Annotated in this window: 16 protein-coding genes; 12 read left to right on the forward strand and 4 right to left on the reverse strand. The window is 62.8% G+C overall.

Features of this window, described 5'->3' with window-relative positions; translation table 11 throughout:
* Positions 1-104: 104 nt before the first annotated feature.
* From CO666_RS21845 to ribB, 3 genes are all read left to right on the forward strand, one after another.
* Positions 105-3,278 (forward strand): bifunctional diguanylate cyclase/phosphodiesterase, encoded by a 3,174-nt coding sequence (locus CO666_RS21845; RefSeq protein WP_097614279.1) that lies wholly within the window; start codon positions 105-107, stop codon positions 3,276-3,278.
* A gap of 174 nt (positions 3,279-3,452) precedes the next feature.
* Positions 3,453-4,550 carry a chorismate synthase gene (aroC, locus tag CO666_RS21850; RefSeq protein ID WP_097614280.1) on the forward strand — a complete coding sequence of 366 codons (1,098 nt, stop codon included), beginning with the start codon at positions 3,453-3,455 and terminating at the stop codon, positions 4,548-4,550.
* Positions 4,551-4,559: 9 nt separating this feature from the next.
* Positions 4,560-5,663: a 3,4-dihydroxy-2-butanone-4-phosphate synthase gene (gene ribB, locus CO666_RS21855; RefSeq protein WP_097614281.1), complete on the forward strand. Its 1,104-nt coding sequence runs from the start codon at positions 4,560-4,562 to the stop codon at positions 5,661-5,663.
* A gap of 188 nt (positions 5,664-5,851) precedes the next feature.
* On the opposite strand, the gene CO666_RS21860 is transcribed toward ribB, so the two are convergent.
* On the reverse strand, positions 5,852-7,042 hold the full coding sequence (locus CO666_RS21860) for a winged helix-turn-helix domain-containing protein (RefSeq protein WP_097614282.1): 1,191 nt from the start codon (positions 7,040-7,042) through the stop codon (positions 5,852-5,854).
* Between the two features lie 347 nt (positions 7,043-7,389).
* Between CO666_RS21860 and CO666_RS21865 the strand changes: the two genes are divergently transcribed.
* From CO666_RS21865 to CO666_RS21875, 3 genes are read left to right on the forward strand one after another with little or no spacing between them, the layout of a single operon-like run.
* Positions 7,390-8,064 carry an energy-coupling factor ABC transporter ATP-binding protein gene (locus tag CO666_RS21865; RefSeq protein WP_097614303.1) on the forward strand — a complete coding sequence of 225 codons (675 nt, stop codon included), beginning with the start codon at positions 7,390-7,392 and terminating at the stop codon, positions 8,062-8,064.
* Positions 8,064-8,672, forward strand: a complete 609-nt coding sequence (locus CO666_RS21870; RefSeq protein WP_097614283.1) for an energy-coupling factor transporter transmembrane component T family protein — start codon at positions 8,064-8,066, stop codon at positions 8,670-8,672. Before CO666_RS21865 ends, CO666_RS21870 begins: the two co-directional genes overlap by 1 nt.
* Before the next feature lie 23 nt (positions 8,673-8,695).
* Entirely contained in the window at positions 8,696-9,259 is a 564-nt protein-coding gene (locus tag CO666_RS21875) for a biotin transporter BioY (RefSeq protein ID WP_097614284.1), read from the forward strand.
* A 218-nt stretch (positions 9,260-9,477) separates the two neighbouring features.
* Here the strand turns inward: CO666_RS21875 and CO666_RS21880 are convergent, their stop codons facing one another.
* Entirely contained in the window at positions 9,478-10,614 is a 1,137-nt protein-coding gene (locus CO666_RS21880; RefSeq protein ID WP_097614285.1) for an acyltransferase family protein, read from the reverse strand.
* A gap of 698 nt (positions 10,615-11,312) precedes the next feature.
* Here CO666_RS21880 and CO666_RS21890 point away from each other — a divergent pair.
* Positions 11,313-11,927 (forward strand): 2'-5' RNA ligase family protein, encoded by a 615-nt coding sequence (locus CO666_RS21890; protein ID WP_097614287.1) that lies wholly within the window; start codon positions 11,313-11,315, stop codon positions 11,925-11,927.
* A gap of 27 nt (positions 11,928-11,954) precedes the next feature.
* Here CO666_RS21890 and CO666_RS21895 read toward each other — a convergent pair whose 3' ends face one another.
* Positions 11,955-12,356, reverse strand: a complete 402-nt coding sequence (locus CO666_RS21895; protein WP_097614288.1) for an acyl-CoA thioesterase — start codon at positions 12,354-12,356, stop codon at positions 11,955-11,957.
* A 288-nt stretch (positions 12,357-12,644) separates the two neighbouring features.
* Here CO666_RS21895 and CO666_RS21900 point away from each other — a divergent pair, with 288 nt between their 5' ends.
* From CO666_RS21900 to CO666_RS21915, 4 genes are all read left to right on the forward strand, one after another.
* Positions 12,645-13,580, forward strand: a complete 936-nt coding sequence (locus CO666_RS21900) for a histone deacetylase family protein (protein WP_097614289.1) — start codon at positions 12,645-12,647, stop codon at positions 13,578-13,580.
* A 2-nt stretch (positions 13,581-13,582) separates the two neighbouring features.
* On the forward strand, positions 13,583-13,834 hold the full coding sequence (locus tag CO666_RS21905; protein WP_003584656.1) for an exodeoxyribonuclease VII small subunit: 252 nt from the start codon (positions 13,583-13,585) through the stop codon (positions 13,832-13,834).
* Positions 13,835-13,920: 86 nt separating this feature from the next.
* Positions 13,921-14,688, forward strand: coding sequence for an SDR family NAD(P)-dependent oxidoreductase (locus CO666_RS21910; RefSeq protein WP_097614290.1), 768 nt, complete (start codon positions 13,921-13,923; stop codon positions 14,686-14,688).
* 77 nt (positions 14,689-14,765) lie between these two features.
* Positions 14,766-15,689, forward strand: a complete 924-nt coding sequence (locus CO666_RS21915) for a pirin family protein (protein ID WP_097614291.1) — start codon at positions 14,766-14,768, stop codon at positions 15,687-15,689.
* 36 nt (positions 15,690-15,725) lie between these two features.
* Here the strand turns inward: CO666_RS21915 and CO666_RS21920 are convergent, their stop codons facing one another.
* Complete coding sequence (locus CO666_RS21920) at positions 15,726-17,705, reverse strand: phospholipase D-like domain-containing protein (RefSeq protein ID WP_097614292.1); 1,980 nt, start codon at positions 17,703-17,705, stop codon at positions 15,726-15,728.
* A gap of 263 nt (positions 17,706-17,968) precedes the next feature.
* Between CO666_RS21920 and dxs the strand changes: the two genes are divergently transcribed.
* Positions 17,969-19,885 carry a 1-deoxy-D-xylulose-5-phosphate synthase gene (gene dxs / locus CO666_RS21925; protein ID WP_097614293.1) on the forward strand — a complete coding sequence of 639 codons (1,917 nt, stop codon included), beginning with the start codon at positions 17,969-17,971 and terminating at the stop codon, positions 19,883-19,885.
* The last annotated feature ends 184 nt before the right edge of the window (positions 19,886-20,069 follow it).

Here is a 20,069-nt window from a genome sequence, read left to right on the forward strand (position 1 = left end):
CGTTTACCGCGGTTTTCCCTTCCCATGATTTTTCGGCATCGCCTTCGGGCAATCGTAAATTAACCCCCGCGCCCTACAGTTGCCCGGAATATGGGAGTTTCATTTTGCTTTCCAGGCTGAGCGACAACAAGCAGTTACGGCGCGTGTTGAAGAATACCCGCGTCTCGTTTCTGGTTTCATCGTTCGCCGCCCTTGTCGTCATTCTGGTCGGCTTCGGCCTCGACCGGGCCAATACTCAATCTTCCATGCGCGAACTTCATATCCGCACCGAAAGCGAGGCGAACCTCATCCGCGCCCGGGTGATGGCCGAGATCAACATGGACCTCAGCATCGTCCGCGACCTTTCCAACCTGATCTCCGTCAGCGCGGCCAGCGGAGAGGAGATAGAGCGGCAGATCAACTGGCTGCTGATCCAGAATCCGCCCTTCATCCATATCGCCGTCGCCCCCGATTTCATCGTCAGCAACGTCTATCCCCCGCAATCCGGCAATGAGCAGATCGGCCGCGACGTGCGCGAGACACTGTTTTCACGCCAGGCGATGACGCCCGCGGCCGGCGATCAGTCGGCGCGCTTCTATGGCCCGGTCGCGATCGACGGCCGGGGCGCCTTTGCCATATTCTTCCCGGTTTTCGTCAAGGAGAACGGCCAGCGGCGGATCTGGGGGGCGGTCGAACTCGTCATCGACCAGCAGATGTTCTACGAGGCGACCGGGCTGATGCCGGCGCGCGACCGCGAGAGCCAGGAACGTTATCCGCATCTCGACCATCTTTCGATCGCCATCCGCGATGTCGGCTCGCCGGCGAAGGCCGCGACGGCCGCCCCCTTCTTCGGGTCGTCCGATATCGACGACAAGGATCCGATACGCCAGAGGATCGGCTTTCCCGGCGGCAAATGGGAGCTTTCCGTCGTTCCGAACAGCGGCTGGGACGCGATACCGGAAAACCGAACCGAGCTGCGCCTGATCGTCGCTGCCGCCGGCTGCATCATCATCATCCCGATCTTCTTCGCCACGCTGCTGCTCGGCGAGCGCAACCGCAACATCACCGAGTTGGAGACACGCGAGGCGAAACTCAAGGAGCTGTCGCAGCGGCTCGATCTGGCGCTGGAATCTTCGAATATCGGCATCTGGGAGCTGCAGGATCAGACCAATAACCTGCTTTGGGATGCGCGCGCCGCGGCCCTGCACGGCAAGCCGGCGCAGGAGACAGGCTGGGGGCTCGATGAGTGGCTGGCGGCGATCCTGCCCGAGGACCGCGACATCGCCGAAGTGCACTTCTTCAGCTGCAGCATTGCCGGCGCTGCCTGTACGGCGCAGTACCGCATCCTGCTTGCCGATGGCGGCATCCGCCACCTGCGCTCGGTTGGCGCCTTCTATAAGGATGCCGGCGGCGTCAGCAAGACGATCGGCATCGTCTGGGACGTGACGACAGATGCGGAGACGACCGACACGCTGCGCAAGGCCAGGGACACGAGCGAGGTCAAGAATGCCGAGCTGGAATTGGCGCTTGAAGAGCTTTCCAGCCGCGAGGGAGAGCTCGCCGAGCTGTCGAGCCGGCTCGACCTTGCGCTCAACTCCTATCAATGCGGCATCTGGGAAGCGCGGCCCGGCCGGGGCGGCTCGATCTGGAACGAGCGCATGCACGAGCTCTACGGGCTTGCCCCGCGCAACGGCTTCATGACCGAGGAGACCTGGCTCGGCTGCATCCACCCCGAGGATCGGGGCCTGGCGCTCGAAAGCGCACGTTACTTCAAGAAGAACGGCGATACGCACACCCTGGTCTGCCGAGTCATCGCCAGCGACGGCTCGGTGCGCTATGTGCGCTCGGTCGGCAAGGTTCACCAGACGGGAAGCGGCGAGACGAAGATCATGGGCATCGCCTTCGATGCCACCGAAGACATGCTGATGACCATCCGGCTGAAGGCGGCCAAGGACGAGGCGGTCGCCAAGAATATCGAGCTCGAGCTTGCCAAGAACAGGATCGAACACAACTCGCTGCATGATCCGCTGACCGCGCTCGCCAATCGCCGCAAGCTCGATATCGCGCTTGAAAAGCTCACCCATGACGGCCGCCGGCAGCGGCAGAAATTCTCGATCCTGCACATCGACCTCGACCGCTTCAAGGAAATCAACGACACGCTCGGCCATGCTGCCGGCGATGCGATGCTGGTGCATGCCTCGAACGTGCTCGCCAGGAACGTTCGCGGCAGCGATCTCGTTGCGCGCATCGGCGGCGACGAGTTCGTCATCCTCGCGCTCGACGTCGGCGACCAGGAGATGGCCGAGCTTTCGACACGGATCATCGAGGAGATGCGCCAGCCGATCGATTTCCAGGGTTTTTCCTGCCGCTGCGGCGTGTCGATCGGGGTGGCTCTCGCCAACGGCATCCATGTCGATGCGCGCAAGGTGCTGATCAATGCCGATATCGCGCTCTACCGTGCCAAGAGCCTGGGCCGCAACCGCTTCGAATTCTTCAATCACAATCTGCAGGCCGATGTCATCAACACCAAGCGCACGGCCGACGAGATCCTCGCCGGCATCGACAATGGCGAATTCACCGCCTGGTATCAGCCGCAATTTTCAGCCCGAACGATGGAACTGACGGGCGTCGAGGCTCTGGTGCGCTGGAAGCATCCTGCCAAAGGGTTGCTCACCCCCGACAAGTTCCTGCGCATCGCCGACGAGATCAATGTGGTGCAGACACTCGACCGCATCGTGCTGGAAACGGCGCTGCGCGACAAGATGCGCTGGACGGCGCTGGGCATTGCCGTGCCCAAGGTCTCGGTCAATGTCTCGGCACGGCGGCTGCATGACGGCAGCCTGCTGGAATCGCTGGCCGATCTGTCGATCCGCCCGGGCGAGCTCTCCTTCGAACTGGTGGAATCGATCTTCCTCGACGAGAGCGAGGATGTCGTCTCGCACAATCTCGAACGCATCAAGGCGCTCGGCATCGATATCGAGGTCGACGATTTCGGCACCGGTCATACCTCGATCGTCAGCCTGTTGAAGCTGAAGCCGAAACGGCTGAAGATCGACCGCCAGCTGGTGCAGCCGATCGTCAATGCCTCGCAGGAGCGGGCGCTGGTCAGCTCGATCATCGAGATCGCCCGCTCGCTCGGTGTCGAGACGGTGGCCGAAGGGGTGGAGACGGCAGCCCATGCCGCGCTGCTGCGCGATCTCGGCTGCGATATTCTGCAGGGCTATGCCTTCTCGCGGCCGCTCTCCTTCGAGGATTTCACCACCGAAGCCACAGGAACGGGATGGCGGCTGGCCTCGTGACCGCCGCCTTCGGATGGAGGGACGTCGGAATGCGCCGTCGTCCGGAAACAGCATTTCCGCCGCGGCCGGTTCGACGCAAAGAAAGGCTTTTGCCTCAGCGGTTTTTTGGCCTATGAGTGTCGCGCCTTTTCAAGCAATGGCGCGACCGGCTTTGGCGCGCCACCGTGGGAACACATGTCGCACAATACATTCGGTCACCTCTTCCGCGTAACCACCTGGGGCGAAAGCCATGGGCCGGCGCTCGGCTGCGTCGTCGACGGCTGCCCTCCGGGGCTGCGCTTCACGCTTGCCGACCTGCAGGTCTGGCTCGACAAGCGCAAGCCCGGCCAGTCCCGCTTCGTGACGCAGCGGCGCGAGGAGGATCTGGTGAAGGTGTTGTCCGGCGTCATGCTGGATGCCGACGGCGAGACGATGACATCAACCGGCACGCCGATCTCGATGCTGATCGAAAACACCGACCAGCGCTCCAAGGATTATGGCGAGATCGCCCGGCAATACCGCCCCGGCCATGCCGATTATACCTATGACCTCAAATACGGCATTCGCGACTATCGCGGCGGCGGCCGCTCCTCGGCGCGCGAGACCGCTGCGCGCGTTGCCGCCGGCGGCATCGCCCGCCTCGTCGTGCCTGGCGTGACGGTGCGCGGCGCCCTGGTGCAGATCGGCAAACACAAGATCGACCGGCGCAACTGGGACTGGGACCAGGTCGGGCAGAACCCGTTTTTCTCGCCCGATGCGGCGATCGTGCCGGTCTGGGAAGAATATCTCGACGGCATCCGCAAAAACGGCTCGTCGATCGGCGCCGTCATCGAAGTGATCGCCGAAGGTGTGCCGGCCGGCCTCGGCGCGCCGATCTATGCCAAGCTCGACCAGGATATCGCCTCGCTGCTGATGTCGATCAACGCCGTCAAGGGTGTGGAGATCGGCAATGGTTTTGCCGCTGCCGAAACCTCGGGCGAAGACAATGCCGACGAGATGCGCATGGGCAATGACGGCACGCCGATCTTCCTTTCCAACCATGCCGGCGGTATTCTGGGCGGCATCTCGACCGGACAGCCGGTGGTGGCGCGTTTTGCCGTCAAGCCGACTTCGTCGATCCTGACCGAGCGCCAGTCGATCGATGCCGACGGCAAGAATGTCGACATCCGCACCAAGGGCCGGCACGACCCTTGCGTCGGCATTCGCGCCGTGCCGATCGGCGAGGCGATGGTCGCCTGCGCCATCGCCGATCATTATCTTCGCGACCGCGGCCAGACCGGCCGCCTGAAATAGGAGCGTCCCATGGCTTATGATCAGAAGCGCGTCGTCGACGCCATCAGGGCCTTCGAGGCCGGCGAGATCGTCGTCGTCATGGACGACAATGACCGCGAAAACGAGGGCGACCTGATCGTCTCCGCCGTCCATACGACGCCGGAAAAGATGGCCTTCATCGTGCGCCATACCTCCGGCATCGTCTGCGCACCGATGCCGAAGGAAGAGGCCAAGCGCCTCAACCTCAACGCCATGGTGGCGGAAAACGATTCGGCCCATACGACGGCCTTCACCGTCTCGGTCGATTTCAAGCACGGCACGACGACCGGCATTTCGGCCGACGACCGGACGCTGACGGTGCGCAACCTCGCCAATCCGAATGTGGGTGCGGCCGATTTCGTCCGTCCCGGCCACATCTTTCCGCTGGTCTCCCGCGAAGGCGGCGTGCTGATGCGCTCCGGCCATACGGAAGCCGCCGTCGACCTCTGCAAACTTGCCGGCCTGCCGCCGATCGGCGTCATCTCCGAGCTGGTCAATGACGACGGCACCGTCACGCGCGGCCCGCAGGTGGTCGATTTCGCCGCGCAGCACGGGCTGAAGCTCGTCTCCGTCGCCGATCTCATCGCCTATCGCCAGCGCAAGGAAACGCTGATCGAACATGGCGCGAGCTTCGATGTCGACACGCCGTTCGGCAAGGCCAAGGCCCATACCTATGCCCTGCCCTGGGACCCGATGCAGCATCTCGCCGTCGTCTTCGGCGACATCCGCGACGGCGTCGACATTCCGGTGCGCCTGCATCCGGAAAATGTCGCCGAGGATCTGTTCGGCAAGAACAGCCCGGTCGATTTCTACATGCAGAAGATTGCCGAGGAAGGCCGCGGCGTCATCGTCTATCTGCGCGAAGGCTCGGTCGGCGTCGGCCACACCGACAATGGCCGCAAGGCCCGCAGCCAGGGCCGCGAGGCCCATGCCGAAGCGCAGACCCGCGACAGCGAATGGCTGGAAATCGGCCTCGGCGCCCAGATCCTGAAGGACCTCGGCGTCAGCTCGATCAAGCTGCTCACCAGCCGCGAGCGGCATTATGTCGGCCTGGAAGGTTTTGGGATCAAGATCAGCAAGACGGAGATCTGCTGAAAAACCCCTCCCCAACCCCTCCCCACAAGGGGGAGGGACTAACCCGCGGCGGGGTCCTGCCACCAAAAAGCGCCGCTACATGCTGCATCGTCAGGAATGAAACTCGACGGGGCCACACGGCCGCCCCTCCCCCTTGTGGGGAGGGGTTGGGGAGGGGTCTTTTTCTGCCGCAGCTCCGGCGAAGGGGACTACCCTCTCCACCCCTCCAAAAGCACCACCTTCTCCACCCCCGCAAACCGCGCCACCCGGTCCAGCTCGGCCTCCAGCCGCTCCAGCCGCCCGACAGACGCCTTCACGCCCGGTTCCAGCCAGAGCCGTTTGACGTCGAGCGTCGATTTCTTCCGATCGGCCTTCATGTCGATGCGGCCGATCAGCCGGTCGCCTTCGAGCAGCGGGAAGACGTAATAGCCATATTCGCGCTTCGGCTCGGGCACGAAAATCTCGATGCGGTAGAAAAAGCCGAACAGGCGTTCGGTGCGGTTGCGGTCGCGGATCATCGGATCGAAGGGGCTGAGGACGCGGATGCGCGGCGGCGCGCCGGGGTAGTTGTCGAGGGTCGAGAGGAAATCGGCAAAGGCCCAGGAAGGGCGCGGCTTGGCCTCGAGCGCCGGTTCGATCAGCACTTCGATCAACTCGTCGCGATGGGCTGATACCCAGGCCTTGGCCTCATCGGGCGAGACGAGGTTCCAGAAGGCTGCGATCTCGCCATGGGTGGCAAAACCGAGCCGGGCGAGCGCGCTGCGGCAGGCCCAGTCGACGAATTCCTCGCGGCTCACCTCCGGCTTGCGGAACTCCTCCGGGATGACGCGCTCGGTGAGATCATAGATCTTCTGGAAGTTCGAGCGCCCGGCGATGGCGAACTTGCCGGTGTGCCAGAAATATTCGAGCGCCGTCTTGTTCGGATGCCAGTTCCACCAGCCGCCGGAGACGTGGCCATCGGCCTTGATGTCGCGCGCCAGGATCGCGCCGCCGCGCTCGACGCGCTCGTAGGTTTCCGCGAATGCCGCCTCGAAACCCTCGCCGCGCCATTTGCGCCAGCGTTCGACGATCACCTTCTCCTGATGGCGGAACTTGTGCTTCCAATAGACGAAGAAGGCGCTCGGCAGGATGGAGGCGTCGTGCGTCCAATGTTCGAACAGCGCCCCGTCCTTTTCGAGCAGCGCGGTCAGGTGTTCGCGCCTGTAGGTCTGGTTGCGGGAAAACAGGATCTGATGATGCGCCCGCTCCACCGTCTGGATGCTGTCCACCTGGACGAAACCCAGCTCACGGATGAGCTGCAACAGGCCCTCCTTGGTCAAAGCGCGGTTCGGCGGCGCGCTGAGGCCCTGCTTGGCAAGAAAGACACGACGGGCGTCGGAATTGGAAAGCAGATTCGTCATGGGCACATCATAACGCGGAAAATCTTCCTAGCCACCCGATATCGACCCAATATCGACATCGCGATTTGCGCTTTCATCATCATCGATTCCCCGTATAGAAGCACTGCTGTCAGGTTGGCGCCAATGGCTGCCGCTCACCCCAACCTTGCCGGGGCCGAGCCACTCGTCTCGGCCCGTCCTTCGGACCCCCGCTCGCGGGGAGAAGGGACGTGCCAAACGCAACGTCGAGGGTAAAGGAAGCCGGTGCGGCATATCCCCTTCTCCCCGCCTGCGGGGAGAAGGCGCCGGCAGGCGGATGAGGGGCTGGTCTCGGCAATCTCCTCCGGTGAAAAATGCGAGGGATGGGTTTGGATATTCGTTTCGAAGGTGCCGGGGTCAGTTTCGGGACGCGAGTGGCGCTGCAGCCCTTGACGCTCGGCGTCAGCGGCAAACGCATCGGCGTCATCGGGCTCAACGGTTCGGGCAAGACCACCTTCGCCCGGCTGATCAACGGGCTGACCAAGCCGACCGTCGGCCGCGTCACCGTCAATGGCCGCGATACCAGCGACGAAAAGACCGCTGCGACCGATGTCGGGTTCATCTTCCAATCGCCGCAGAACCAGATCATCCTGCCGATCGTCAAAGACGACATCGCTTTCGGGCTGAAGCGGCGCGGCTTCACCAAGGCGGAGATCGAGGCGAAGGTAGCGGGCGTGCTGGCCCGCTTCGGCGCCGGGGCGCTGGCCGAGCGCCGGGCGCACGAGCTTTCCGGCGGCGAATTGCAGGTGGCCGCCCTCTGCTCGGTGCTGGCGACGGGGCCGGGCATTCTCATCCTCGACGAGCCGACCAATCAGCTCGACCTGAAGAACCGGGCGCTGGTCGAGAAGATCATTGCCGGACTTGACGAAAGCGCCATCATCATCACCCATGATTTGGAGCTGATCGCCGGTTTCGAGCGGGTGCTGCTGTTTCATGAAGGGCGGCTTGCCGCCGATGCGCCGGCTGCCGAAGCGATCGCGCGCTACAGGGAGATCGCCGTCTGATGCAGTCGCTCTATGTCGAAGGCAACAGCCTGATGCACCGGCTCTCGCCGCGGCTGAAGCTGTTGTCGCTGACGGCCTTCGGCATCGTGCTTTTTATCAGCGACAACCTCATCCTGCTTTCGATCGCCGTGCTGCTGACGGCGGTTCTCTACCGCATGGTCGGCCAGCCGCTCGGCGAGGCGCTCAAGCGGCTGCGGCCGATCTTCCTGACGATTGCGGTCGTGGCGCTCTTCAATCTGATCTTCAATCCCTGGCAGGCAGCGCTCGTGCCGCTGCTGCGGCTGACGGCGCTGATGCTTCTGGCCGCCGCGGTGACGGCGACGACCTCGATCACCGAGTTCATCGACGAGGTGACGGCGCTTGCCCGGCCGCTCGAACGCACCGGCTTGGTGCAGGCCGACGATATCGGTCTGGCGCTCGGTCTGGCGCTGCGTTTCGTGCCTGAGATCGTCGGCCGTTACCAGGCGATTCGCGAGGCGCATCGGGCGCGCGGGCTGAAGGTCCGGCCGATAACGCTGCTTGCGCCGCTGATCATCCTGACGCTCAGGGATGCGGATAATATCGCCGCGGCGATTGACGCGCGCGGCATTCGGCGGCATGTGAGTTAACGATCTATAAACAGGAATTGATGATGAGCACTCGCGACCTCGTTCTTACCGCCCTTTTTGCCGCGATCATCGTGGCGCTCGGCCTGCTGCCGCCGATCACGCTCGGCTTCATCCAGGTGCCGATCACCGCCCAATCCCTCGGCGTCATGATGGCCGGCGTCGTGCTTGGCGCCCGGCGTGGCGCCATTGCCGTGCTGATCGTGCTGGCGCTGGTTGCGGCCGGCCAGCCGGTGCTTTCCGGCGGCCGCGGCGGGCTTGCCATCTTCGCCTCGCCGTCCGCCGGCTTCCTGGTCGGCTGGATTTTCGCCGCCTTCGTCACCGGTTATCTCAGCGAGCGGCTGGTCAACCATCAGCAATCCGGTTTGGTGCAGGGCGTGAGCTTCTTTCTCGCCGCCGTGATCGGCTGCATCGCCGTGCTCTACGCCTTCGGCATCACCTATCTCGCGACCGCCGGCGGCATGGGCTTCCAGAAGGCCTTCATCGGCTCGATGGCCTTCATTCCCGGCGACGTGATCAAGGCTTTCGTCGCCGCCCTCGTCGGCCGCGCCGTCATGGTCGGCTATCCCCTGCTGCCGGCGCGCGCTTGAGCGCGTAAAGGCCAGATTACTGCGCATGCCGCCAACGGCCGCCTTCCAAGCGAAGGCGGCCGTTGTGCGTTGGTGGTCAACTTGCGTCATCGACCCGGCTCGGCGGCGGCCGGTGGCGCCTCGTGCCGAGAGCGGCGCGTCGATGCTCGGGTCAAGCGCGAGCAGGACAGAGGGTGGGTGCGCTCCGCCTCGGCCGACTCCCCTCCTTGATTTCACCCCTAAACCCGGGACTCCTTCGCCCGAAAATCGACGCGTTGCCCAAGCCGGTCGAGGAACTCCCGCAAAAAGCTGCGGATAGGCGGTTCTCCCCATTTGCACACGGCGAAGGACATTGCGCAGATGATCGCGACGGCGAGAGTGAGCGCCGGCAGCGGCGCCATTCCCAGGTCGGTCAGCCAATCGAGAAGCTGGACGCCGATTGCGAAATGCAGGAGATAGAGCGGGTAAGTCATCGCGCCGACGGTCTTGATCGATTGAAGGAAGGAGGCCGGCAGCCGGCTGATCCGCCTGCCGTAGCCAACGCTTGCAGCGATCGATGTCACCCCCCCCAGCCAGATTCCGATTGCGGGGAATGATGAGAAGGAATGACCCGCTGTCGCAAGCGTGCGGTCGCTGGCGTTTTCGCCTGCCATGTAGATCTGCACAGCCCCCGTCACCAGGGCGCCGAGGAAACCCAGCCAGGAAATCCGGCTCATCCGACCTTGAAACAGCAGCCATATGTAGATGCCGAGGGCAAACTGGCAGCCGTAATAGAAGGGAATCGCCCGCCAGGCGGTCTCGGTGAATATCGTCGGGATGGCTGCATCGGGAAAGGCATATAGCAGGGCGATGAAGACCGTGCTGGCCAGCGACAGTCCGAAAGCCAACGCGGGCATCCTCGTCTTTTGCCCGGTTACGCACATGACAAAGACGATCGCATAGAAACAGATCTCACATGCCAGCGTCCAATATTGGCCGTCTATCCATGGCCCGCCAGGATAGAGCGTGATCGAGCGCAGATAATTCTTGAGGATGCGCCGGTTGACATCGTCGGTTGCGATGACGATCAGCGTCAGCGACGCACAAATCCATACCGCCGGATAGAGCCGCAGAATTCGCCCCTTGAGAAACGACATCGCAGTGGCCGAAGCGGCGGAGTTGACGATGACGAAGCCCGATATGACGAAGAACAATTCGACGCCGACCCATCCGGGCTGGGCGATATTCTCGATCAGCGGCATTCGGTACGGCCTGAGATATAAGGGAGAAGCCCAGGAAGCAAATCCAAGATGAAATAGCGTCACCATGAGGGCACACACAAAGCGCAGTGCGTCGATCCCGTAAATATACGGGCTAGCGGCCGCGGATTTTACCATATTGATTGTCTCCAACACCTTCCGCCCAGCACCGCCTCGACTGACATAGGGCGCAGGATCATCGCGGCGAGCGAGAAATTGGATTAAGTGCCGGATCCGTTCATCTGCTTGCCGGTCGGGTCAGTTCGGCAATTCCCGTCTGCATCTGACATTCCGGCCTAAAGCCGTCACGGCACGGCCCGGATTCCGGGCAACAAAAAACCGCCTTGAGGCGGTCGGGCATTCTATCGATTTCAGTTTGATTTAGTCTCCTCCACCATCTCCACCACCCCCATCGCCGCCGTCGCAGGCTCCGTCATCGCCGCCATGGCACCCCCCGTCGTCAGAGGCCTCGAACCCAACTCCAGCATCACCGCCTACGTCCGGACCGGCTCTGGTGTTTGCGGTGGCCTGGGCGGTCGTTCTTTCTGTCACCGCAGTCAGGGCAAAAGCCAGGACGCCTGCAACGAGCATGGTCATCAACAGATATGAATCCAATCAGTTTCCTTTCGTTTGCTTCAGGAAATCTCGTTTCCTGATTAAAATAGTGGATTACTTTCCCGATCCCGGCAAGAGCCTCGATGTGAAACTTTTATGACATTCTCGATCACGTCAAAACGGACTGTGCCGCCATTGGATTTCATGATCTGATGGCAGGACATAAGGATTGCGCGCGACTGCTCCAGCGCGCCTGTGCCGGGCGAAAGGACCCTGCTGCTGTGATCCGCACGAAGGTCGACACTCTTTGGTTCAGGCGGTGCTGCGCGTTTCACCTGCAGTTCCTGCCTGATCATGAGACGCTGTCAAAGCTCTGCGACTTGCAGGACAGTATCGAGCGCAACAGCCCGGCGCCGCTTTCGCGCGTTCCGGCAACGAGCCTGCACATGACGATCGTCACTCTGGTCAACGCAGCGACCCGGGTCAGTATTGCAAATGACGCGGTCTGGAAGCTGAACGGGGAGAGATGGAAGGAGATCGTGGAGAGATCGGTCGAGGAGACTTCGCCGTTTGACCTCCATTTTCATGAGGTGGCGGCCTCGGAAGCCGCTATCTTTGTAAAAGCAGAGGAGCCGCCTGCATTGCGCAGGCTGCGCTTGGCCATTTCCGATGTCGTCTGCTTCGAAGATTGGCGTCCAACCCCGCCGCGAATAGCGCACATCACCCTGTTCAGATTTTTTGCCGAAGAATGGCTGCCGCCGGTCGACTTCGACACAGGTCTTTTGCCCACGGAGGTGAGAGTTGGATCCCTGACATTGCTGGAGGAACGGATTTATCCGAATGTCGAGATCACCATACTCGGCGAGCCGCTTCTCCAGGGCAAAAGCACGGGATAACAATGCCCCGGTTTTCGAGCCGAGGCATTAGTCCAAAAACCGATAAAGCCAGTCGCGCGTCTCCTCCGGCAATGAGGCCGGCGATTGGTCTTCTTTGCTGCGGGCCTGCCAGATGATTTCCACCTCGGCGGCGCGTTCTTCCCCGATGTCGACCGAGATGAGGAAGCCGATCGAGCGGACGCCGATCTTGTCGACGGCGGCGGTGAAGACTGCCGGCTCGTCGTAGTGCAGCGGGCGGTGGAGAATGCAGGAGACCTTGCTGGGGCTATAGAGCGGTTCGTCATCCACGTCGGGCCGGGACGACCAGAAGCTCACAAGGACGGACTCGGCGTAGGAAATATAGGAGGCTAGAAACATCCGGCCGGTCATGTCGACATCGCGAAACGGCACATGTATTTCCGCCACACCAGGTCGTTTCGACTGACTCATCAACAAACTGCCTTACAAAATCCCCCAGGGCCGACAGTATTGCATAAATCTTCAAATCGGAAACGGTTTAAAGACGAAATAATGCAGCAGTTCAAAGTGTTACAGCGCAATTTACGCGTCTGCGTGAAGGTGCGGCGCTGTCGCAGCGGTATTGCTCGGGGAAAACGCCGGAATAGGCATGGCGATGTCGCCGATGGTCGGGCGGCGAGGCAACAGCGCTTGTTGAAATCATCGGGCGACGCCCCATCTGCTGTGGAACATGACATAAGCGACCGATAGAGTGTCTCCATGAGCACCCGTCTTTATGAACATTCGATCTTCCTGGAACATGTGACGCCCGCCGGCCATCCGGAGCGATCGGACAGGATCCGCGCCATCAATGTCGCGCTGGAACATCCGAATTTCGAGCGGCTGGAGCGCCGGCAGGCGCCGCAGGCGAGCGAGGATGCGGTGCTGCTGGCCCATCCCGAAGAGCATCTGATCGCCGTGATGCGGGAGATCCCCGAGGAAGAGGACCGGATCAACCAGCTCGAAGCCGATACCTATGCCAGCCAAAAGAGCCTGCAGGCGGCGCTGACCGGTATCGGCGGGGCGATGGCGGCCGTCGACGACGTGTTTTCCGGCCGCGCCGACAATGTCTTCGTCGCCGCCCGCCCGCCCGGGCACCATGCCGAGAAGACGACGGCGATGGGCTTCTGCTTCTTCAACAATGCGGCGATCGCCGCCCGCCATGCGCAGAAGACGCATGGCGCCGAGCGTGTCGCCATCGTCGACTGGGACGTGCATCACGGCAACGGCACACAGGATATTTTCTGGGACGATCCCTCGGTGCTGTTCTGCTCGACGCATCAGATGCCGCTCTATCCCGGCAGCGGCGCCAAGGACGAAAAGGGCAAACACAACACCATCGTCAATGCGCCGCTTTCGCCGAATGTCGGCAGCGACCATTTCCGCGAGGCGTTCAAATCGCGCGTGCTGCCGGCGCTCGCCGATTTCCGGCCGGATCTGATCATCATCTCCGCCGGCTTCGACGCCCATCACCGCGATCCCTTGGCGCAGATCAACCTGACGGGCGAGGATTTCGACTGGGCGACCGGGCGCGTGCTCGAACTTGCCGACCGTCACGCGAAGAACCGGGTCGTCAGCCTGCTCGAAGGCGGCTATGATCTCGAAGGCCTCGCCGAATCGGCGGGCATGCATATTCTGCGAATGATGAAGGGTTGAGAATGACTGACAGCGCCAAGCCCGAGGTATCCGGCCTTTCCTTCGAAAAGGCGGTCGCCGAACTCGAAAGCATCGTCGCCCGGCTGGAGCGCGGCGATGTGGCGCTGGATGAATCGATCGAGATCTACGAACGCGGCGAAACGCTGAAGAAACATTGCGAGACGCTGCTTTCGGCCGCCGAAAACCGCATCGAGAAAATCCGGCTCGACCGCGCCGGCAAGCCGCAGGGCGTCGAGCCGCTCGACGGGGCCTGAGCGCCGCAATGCCCTGACAAAGGCGCTTGGCGATCGGCTTGCGGCCGATCTATGATCCCCTTCCAGAATCTCAAGGGGACGCAACAATGACGGGCAGATTGAAGGGCAAGGTCGCCATTATCTCGGGCGGCGCGACCGGCATGGGCGGCGCTGCCTCGAAGCTTTTTGCGGCCGAAGGCGCGCGCGTCGCGATCATCGACCGCAATGGCCAGGCGGCGGCCGAGACCGTCAGAGAGATCCGGGATGCCGGCGGCGAGGCCGATTACTGGACGGCCGATGTCTCCGACGAAGCCGCCGTCAACGCCGCCGTTACCGGCGTCGAAGAACGTTACGGCGCGGTGACCGTGCTCTTCAACCATGCCGGCACGATCGTCATCAAACCCTTCCTGGAAACGACGCTCCAGGAGTGGGACTGGCTGCACGCCGTCAATGTGCGCTCGATGTTCCTGATGACCAAGGCGGTGCTGCCGAAGATGATTGCGAGCGGCGGCGGATCGATCGTCTGCACCTCGTCGATCTCGGCGGTCGCCGCCACCCCGATGGAGGTGCTTTACGACACGACCAAGGGTGCCGTGCATATGTTTGCCCGCGCCATCGCGGTCGAATTCCGCGACCGCAATATCCGCTGCAACGCCGTCTGCCCCGGCTTCATCCGCACGCCGCACGGCCTGCGCGAAGTCGCCGACCTGCAGGCGCTCGGCGTCGATGTCTCGGATGCCGCCATCGCCGCCCAACAGGGGCGGATCGGCGAGCCCGAAGACGTGGCGCGCGCCGCCCTTTATCTCGCCAGCGACGAGTCGAATTTCGTCAACGGCGCCCATCTCTTCGTCGATAACGGCTTTACCGCGATCTGAGCGATTGCGCGTCCAATTGGACGCGCGACGCTCCGGGCGCTATCTGTGGGGAATGCCTCTGCGAATGGAGATCCGTCATGTCCTTCTTTCCCGGTAAAGATCCCCTGCCCGGCGATGCCTTCGCCTGCGATGCGATCGAGAATCTGATCATTCCGCGCAGCAGCGATATCGGCGGTTTCCAGGTGCGCCGCGCCCTGCCGACGCGGCAGCGGCGGCTGGTCGGGCCGTTCATCTTCTTCGACCGCATGGGACCGGCGATCCTGAAGCCCAACGAGGCGCTCGACGTCAAGCCGCATCCGCATATCGGGCTTTCCACCGTCACCTATCTCTTCGATGGCGAGATCCGCCATCGCGACAGCCTCGGCACCGAAAAGGTCATTCGCCCCGGCGATATCAACCTGATGACGGCCGGGCGCGGCATCGTGCATTCCGAGCGCACGCCGGACAATCTGCGCGGCCATCCGCTGCTGATGTCGGGGCTGCAGACCTGGCTGGCGCTGCCCGACGACAAGGAGGAGATCGATCCCTCCTTCGCCCATACGCAAAAGTCCGACATGCCGCTGATCGAAACGCCAGGCGTGCGTGGGCGGGTGGTTATCGGCTCGTTCGAAGGCATGACATCACCCGTCGGGGTTTTCTCCGACACGCTCTATGTCGATCTCAGCCTGCAGCCTGGCGCCCGATTTCCCTTCGGCGCGGGCCATGAAGAGCGCGCCGTCTACGTGCTCTCGGGCGAGGTCGTCATATCGGGCGACCGCTTCGCCGCCGACCAGCTGCTGGTCTTCCGGCCGGGCGATGCGATCACGCTCGAAGCCGGCAGCGATGGCTGCCACCTGATGCTCTTCGGCGGCGCGGCGCTGAATTCGAAGCGCTATATCTGGTGGAATTTCGTTTCTTCCTCGAAGGAACGGATCGAAAAGGCCAAGGAGGAATGGCGCACCGGCCGCTTCGACATCGTACCGGGCGACGAAGAGGAATTCGTGCCGCTGCCGGAAGGCTGACGGCGGCGACGCGCCGCCGGCAAACTCTCCCGGAATTCAACCCTTCGCGAAATAACGTGTCAGCGCACCTTTCGTGCGGTTGACGTAGCCGTCCTGCCAGCTGTCATCGACGTTCAGAAAGCCCGACCAGCCCTTCTTGCCCTGCCGCTTCAGCTCCGCCTCGACCGCGCGGAAGCGGTAATGATCATAGACGTCGAGGATATGGACGGCATAGGCTTCGGCCAGCGCGCGGTCGCCTTTGACGATCAGCATGTTCTCGTCATTGGCGTAGGAGGCCTTGAAGCCGAGATTGTGGCTGCCGAGGACCACGACGCAGTCCTCCGACAGGGGATCGATCACCAGCACCTTATCGTGAATGATGGCGCCGACCTTCTTGGCCGTCAGCTCCTCCGCGCCGAAATCCGCCAGGAGCTGACGGTCGTCGATGCGCGAGGCCCGGACGATCGAGACATTGGCCTCGTCGAACGTGTGAGGCGAGACAGCGTCGACATCGTCGTCCTCATCGTCCGGATCGTTCTTCTTGCCGGCGACATAGTTGGGCATGGCCTGCGGGCTGGAAACTGCGCCGGTGACGATCAGCTTCTGATCCTTGAGGCCGATATCGATCGCCTCGCCGACAATGCAATCCCTGCCCGACTGGCCGGGATAGAAGGCCAGAAACAGCACGGCGTGCTCGGCACGGCGCATCAGCCGGTAGACCTCGCGCAGGTCCGGCGGCGTCGCCTTGCCTTTCTTGCGGCTCTGCATGTTCGGCGAAAACCACGCTTCGACGGAAGCGCCATTGCCGGTGGGCACAATGGAGGGCGTCTCGTTGGAGCTCCGGAATGCCTTGCTTTGCTGGTTGTCGGGCATGCCGTCGTCAAATTCGACGGGCACATCAAGCGTTGCATTGTCTTGCAGCATCCGCTCCCAATAGGACACATAGGCGGCGGCGACCGCATCGTTCCTGACGATCAGCGCATTGTTGGATTGGCCGGCCAGGCCGGTGGCCGTCCAGTTGGTGCTGCCGGTGAAGACGCTCCGATCCGCGCCGCCGGGCGGGATATGGACGACGAACTTGTTGTGGCCGATCTGGCTCGAATTGTTGAACATCCGGTGGTGAATCTCGACGCCGGCCTCGATCAGCGCCTTGCGTGCGTGGGCATTGCGCACATCCCAGTCGTCACCGACCTTTCCGGTATTGGCAAGGATGATGCGCAGCTTGTCCTTGTTGGCCAGCAGCAGGTCGAGCAGTTCCAGGTCTTCCAGCTCATAGAGGGCGACAAGGAAGCGGCCGGGCGCATTCATGAAATCCCTGAGCATCGGGATGACATCGCCGGCAAGATATTTTCGGATGCCGTTCGACGGCGTGGAAATCATGTCGATCAGTTCGTTCGGCTGCTTCACACCATCTTCCAGGAGCACGTTTCGCAGCCATTGGGCAGCGAGGATGCCGTTGGTGAAGGTGGAGCCGAACTGGCCCCGCTTGCGCGTCACATGCACCGGATTGGTGGCGACAGCCGGCCCGAGATAACCGAGCGGCCGGGCAGGCCCCTCATAGGCCTTGACCGCGATTTTCTCGAAGGTGCCGTCATCCTTCTCGATCGGCTTGCCGTTTTTGTCCCGCTTGTTGATCTCGACGAGCTCAGGCGTCGGATCAGGCGCGGCCTGCATGCCGGGCTTCAGGTCGCCGAGCGGACGGATCTCATAACGCACATGGACCTCGTCGGGCCGCCGTTTCATCTCGTTGCGGCGCTTGCGCAGCGTCAGGTCACGCCAGGAGAGCTTCTGCACCGGCCAGAGCGATGTCGTCTGCGGCAGCCAATGCGGATTGCGCTGTCCCTTGAAGGCGACCCAGGCGGCGCAGGTCACCCGGTCCTCGCTGCCATCGGGCCTTATCGACACGTTTCCCTGTTCGTCGAGATAAACGCGGACGACCTCGAACCCAAGGCATCCATCGATCTTGGCGTCGATGTCCCAGGCCACATAGGCGACCTCGTTGTTCACATAGGCATGCGCTGCAACAATCGTTCCCATGACCTGTCCCCCAGCCAGCACGGCAACATTGCTACCATTCCGTGTCATATTCAAGCTGCTCGCGGCTGTTCATGCGTTCGATCGCCTTGTTAAAATCAGGCAAGTGCAACTCACAGAAATAGAAAGTGATATCTTCCGAAACCGCTCACACTTTTTTCCGCCATGCTCTAAGGTGAAAACCTTCGGTTCCTGAAATGCACTTGTTTTGCCCCGATCTAATCGAATAAAGCGGAACAAGGAAAAGCAAGAAAGAGCGCCCGCCCGTGACACAACTGCCGAAGACCCCCCTGCTCGACCAGGTCATCTACCCCGCCGACCTGCGCAAGCTCGAGGATCGCGACCTGCCGCAGCTTGCCCGCGAGGTCCGGGACGAAATGATCGACGCGGTGTCGCGCACCGGCGGCCATCTCGGCGCCGGTCTCGGCGTGGTCGAGCTGACGATTGCCATCCACAGCGTCTTCGACACGCCGAACGATCGGCTGATTTTCGATGTCGGCCATCAATGCTATCCGCACAAGATCCTCACCGGCCGGCGCGACCGCATCCGCACGCTGCGCCAGGAAGACGGGCTTTCCGGCTTCACCCGCCGGGCGGAAAGCGAATATGATCCGTTCGGGGCGGCGCATTCCTCGACCTCGATCTCGGCCGGTCTCGGCATGGCGATCGCCGCCGATCTCGACAAGAACGACCGGCGCGTCATCGCCGTCATCGGCGACGGGGCAATGTCGGCCGGCATGGCCTATGAGGCGCTGAACAATGCCGGCGCACTCGATGCCCGCCTCATCGTCATCCTCAACGACAACGACATGTCGATCGCGCCGCCGACCGGCGCAATGAGCGCCTATCTCGCCCGCCTCGCTTCGGGGCGCACCTATATGGGCTTCCGCGACTTCGGCAAGAAGCTGACGGCCTATCTCGGCAAGAATATCGACCGGGCGATCACCCGCGCCGTCGAGCACGCCCGCGGCTACGTCACCGGCGGCACGATGTTCGAGGAGATGGGCTTCTATCATATCGGGCCGATCGACGGCCATTCCTTCGACCACCTGCTGCCCGTCCTGCGCAATGTGCGCGACAATGGCCGCGGGCCGGTGCTGATCCATGTCGTCACCCAGAAGGGCAAGGGTTATCCGCCGGCGGAAGCCGCTGCCGACAAATATCACGGCGTCAACAAGTTCGACGTCATCACCGGCGCCCAGGCGCGGGTCAAGCCGAATGCGCCGAGCTATACCAGCGTCTTTGCCGAGGCGCTGGTGCAGGAAGCGACCCTCGACGACAAGATCGTCGGCATCACCGCCGCCATGCCGAACGGCACCGGGCTCGACAAGCTCGCCGAAGCCTTTCCGTCCCGCTGTTTCGATGTCGGCATTGCCGAACAGCACGCCGTGACCTTCGCCGCCGGCTTGGCCGCGGAAGGTTACAAGCCGTTCGCCGCCCTCTATTCCACCTTCCTGCAGCGCGCCTATGACCAGGTCGTGCACGACGTGGCAATCCAGGGACTGCCGGTGCGTTTCCCGATCGACCGTGCCGGCTTCGTCGGCGCCGACGGGCCGACCCATGCCGGCTCCTTCGACACCGCCTTCCTCGCCACCCTGCCCGGCTTCGTGGTGATGGCGGCGGCCGACGAGGCCGAACTCAAGCATATGGTGCGCACGGCAGCCGCCTATGATGCCGGCCCGATCTCCTTCCGCTATCCCCGCGGCGAAGGTGTCGGCGTCGACATGCCGGCGCGCGGCGAAATCCTGCAGATCGGCAAGGGCCGCATCGTCAAGGAAGGCGCCAAGGTGGCGCTGCTTTCCTTCGGCACAAGGCTGGCCGACTGCCTGCTTGCCGCCGAAGATCTCGATGCCGCCGGGCTTTCGACGACGGTCGCCGACGCGCGCTTCGCCAAGCCGCTCGACCACGAGCTGATCCGCCAGCTTGCCCGCCACCACGAGATGCTGATCACCGTCGAGGAAGGCTCGGTCGGCGGCTTCGGCAGCCAGGTGATGCAATATCTCTCAAGCGAAGGCCTGCTCGACAACGGCCTGAAGATCCGCTCGCTGGTCATGCCCGACATCTGGATGGAGCAGGCCAAGCCGGAAGCGATGAACGCCCATGCCGGGCTCGATCGTGCGGGGATCGTGTCGACGGTTTTCCGGGCGCTCGGGCGCGGGGTTGCGGTTGGGGTTGCCGGGTAGGATTATGTGAGGGCGTGCCGTGTGGCCCCCTCATCCGCCCTACGGGCACCTTCTCCCCGAGGGGAGAAGAGGGAATCGAGACGTCGCGGCAAGTCCCTTCTCCCCAGCGGGGAGAAGGTGCCGGCAGGCGGATGAGCATCTGTGTTTGATGTCAAGGCGGATTTGGGGTCCAGATGCGGTTTTT

The organism is Rhizobium chutanense, assembly GCF_002531935.1.
Lineage (GTDB): Bacteria > Pseudomonadota > Alphaproteobacteria > Rhizobiales > Rhizobiaceae > Rhizobium > Rhizobium chutanense.

What these genes read in the sequence shown, in the direction of transcription:
- aroC (WP_097614280.1), top strand. Translation starts at nt 3,453, where the DNA reads ATGTCGCACAATACATTCGGTCACCTCTTCCGCGTAACCACCTGGGGC.
- ribB (WP_097614281.1), top strand. Translation starts at nt 4,560, where the DNA reads ATGGCTTATGATCAGAAGCGCGTCGTCGACGCCATCAGGGCCTTCGAG.
- CO666_RS21860 (WP_097614282.1), bottom strand. Translation starts at nt 7,042, where the DNA reads ATGACGAATCTGCTTTCCAATTCCGACGCCCGTCGTGTCTTTCTTGCC.
- CO666_RS21870 (WP_097614283.1), top strand. Translation starts at nt 8,064, where the DNA reads ATGCAGTCGCTCTATGTCGAAGGCAACAGCCTGATGCACCGGCTCTCG.
- CO666_RS21875 (WP_097614284.1), top strand. Translation starts at nt 8,696, where the DNA reads ATGAGCACTCGCGACCTCGTTCTTACCGCCCTTTTTGCCGCGATCATC.
- CO666_RS21880 (WP_097614285.1), bottom strand. Translation starts at nt 10,614, where the DNA reads ATGGTAAAATCCGCGGCCGCTAGCCCGTATATTTACGGGATCGACGCA.
- CO666_RS21895 (WP_097614288.1), bottom strand. Translation starts at nt 12,356, where the DNA reads ATGAGTCAGTCGAAACGACCTGGTGTGGCGGAAATACATGTGCCGTTT.
- CO666_RS21900 (WP_097614289.1), top strand. Translation starts at nt 12,645, where the DNA reads ATGAGCACCCGTCTTTATGAACATTCGATCTTCCTGGAACATGTGACG.
- CO666_RS21905 (WP_003584656.1), top strand. Translation starts at nt 13,583, where the DNA reads ATGACTGACAGCGCCAAGCCCGAGGTATCCGGCCTTTCCTTCGAAAAG.
- CO666_RS21910 (WP_097614290.1), top strand. Translation starts at nt 13,921, where the DNA reads ATGACGGGCAGATTGAAGGGCAAGGTCGCCATTATCTCGGGCGGCGCG.
- CO666_RS21915 (WP_097614291.1), top strand. Translation starts at nt 14,766, where the DNA reads ATGTCCTTCTTTCCCGGTAAAGATCCCCTGCCCGGCGATGCCTTCGCC.
- CO666_RS21920 (WP_097614292.1), bottom strand. Translation starts at nt 17,705, where the DNA reads ATGGGAACGATTGTTGCAGCGCATGCCTATGTGAACAACGAGGTCGCC.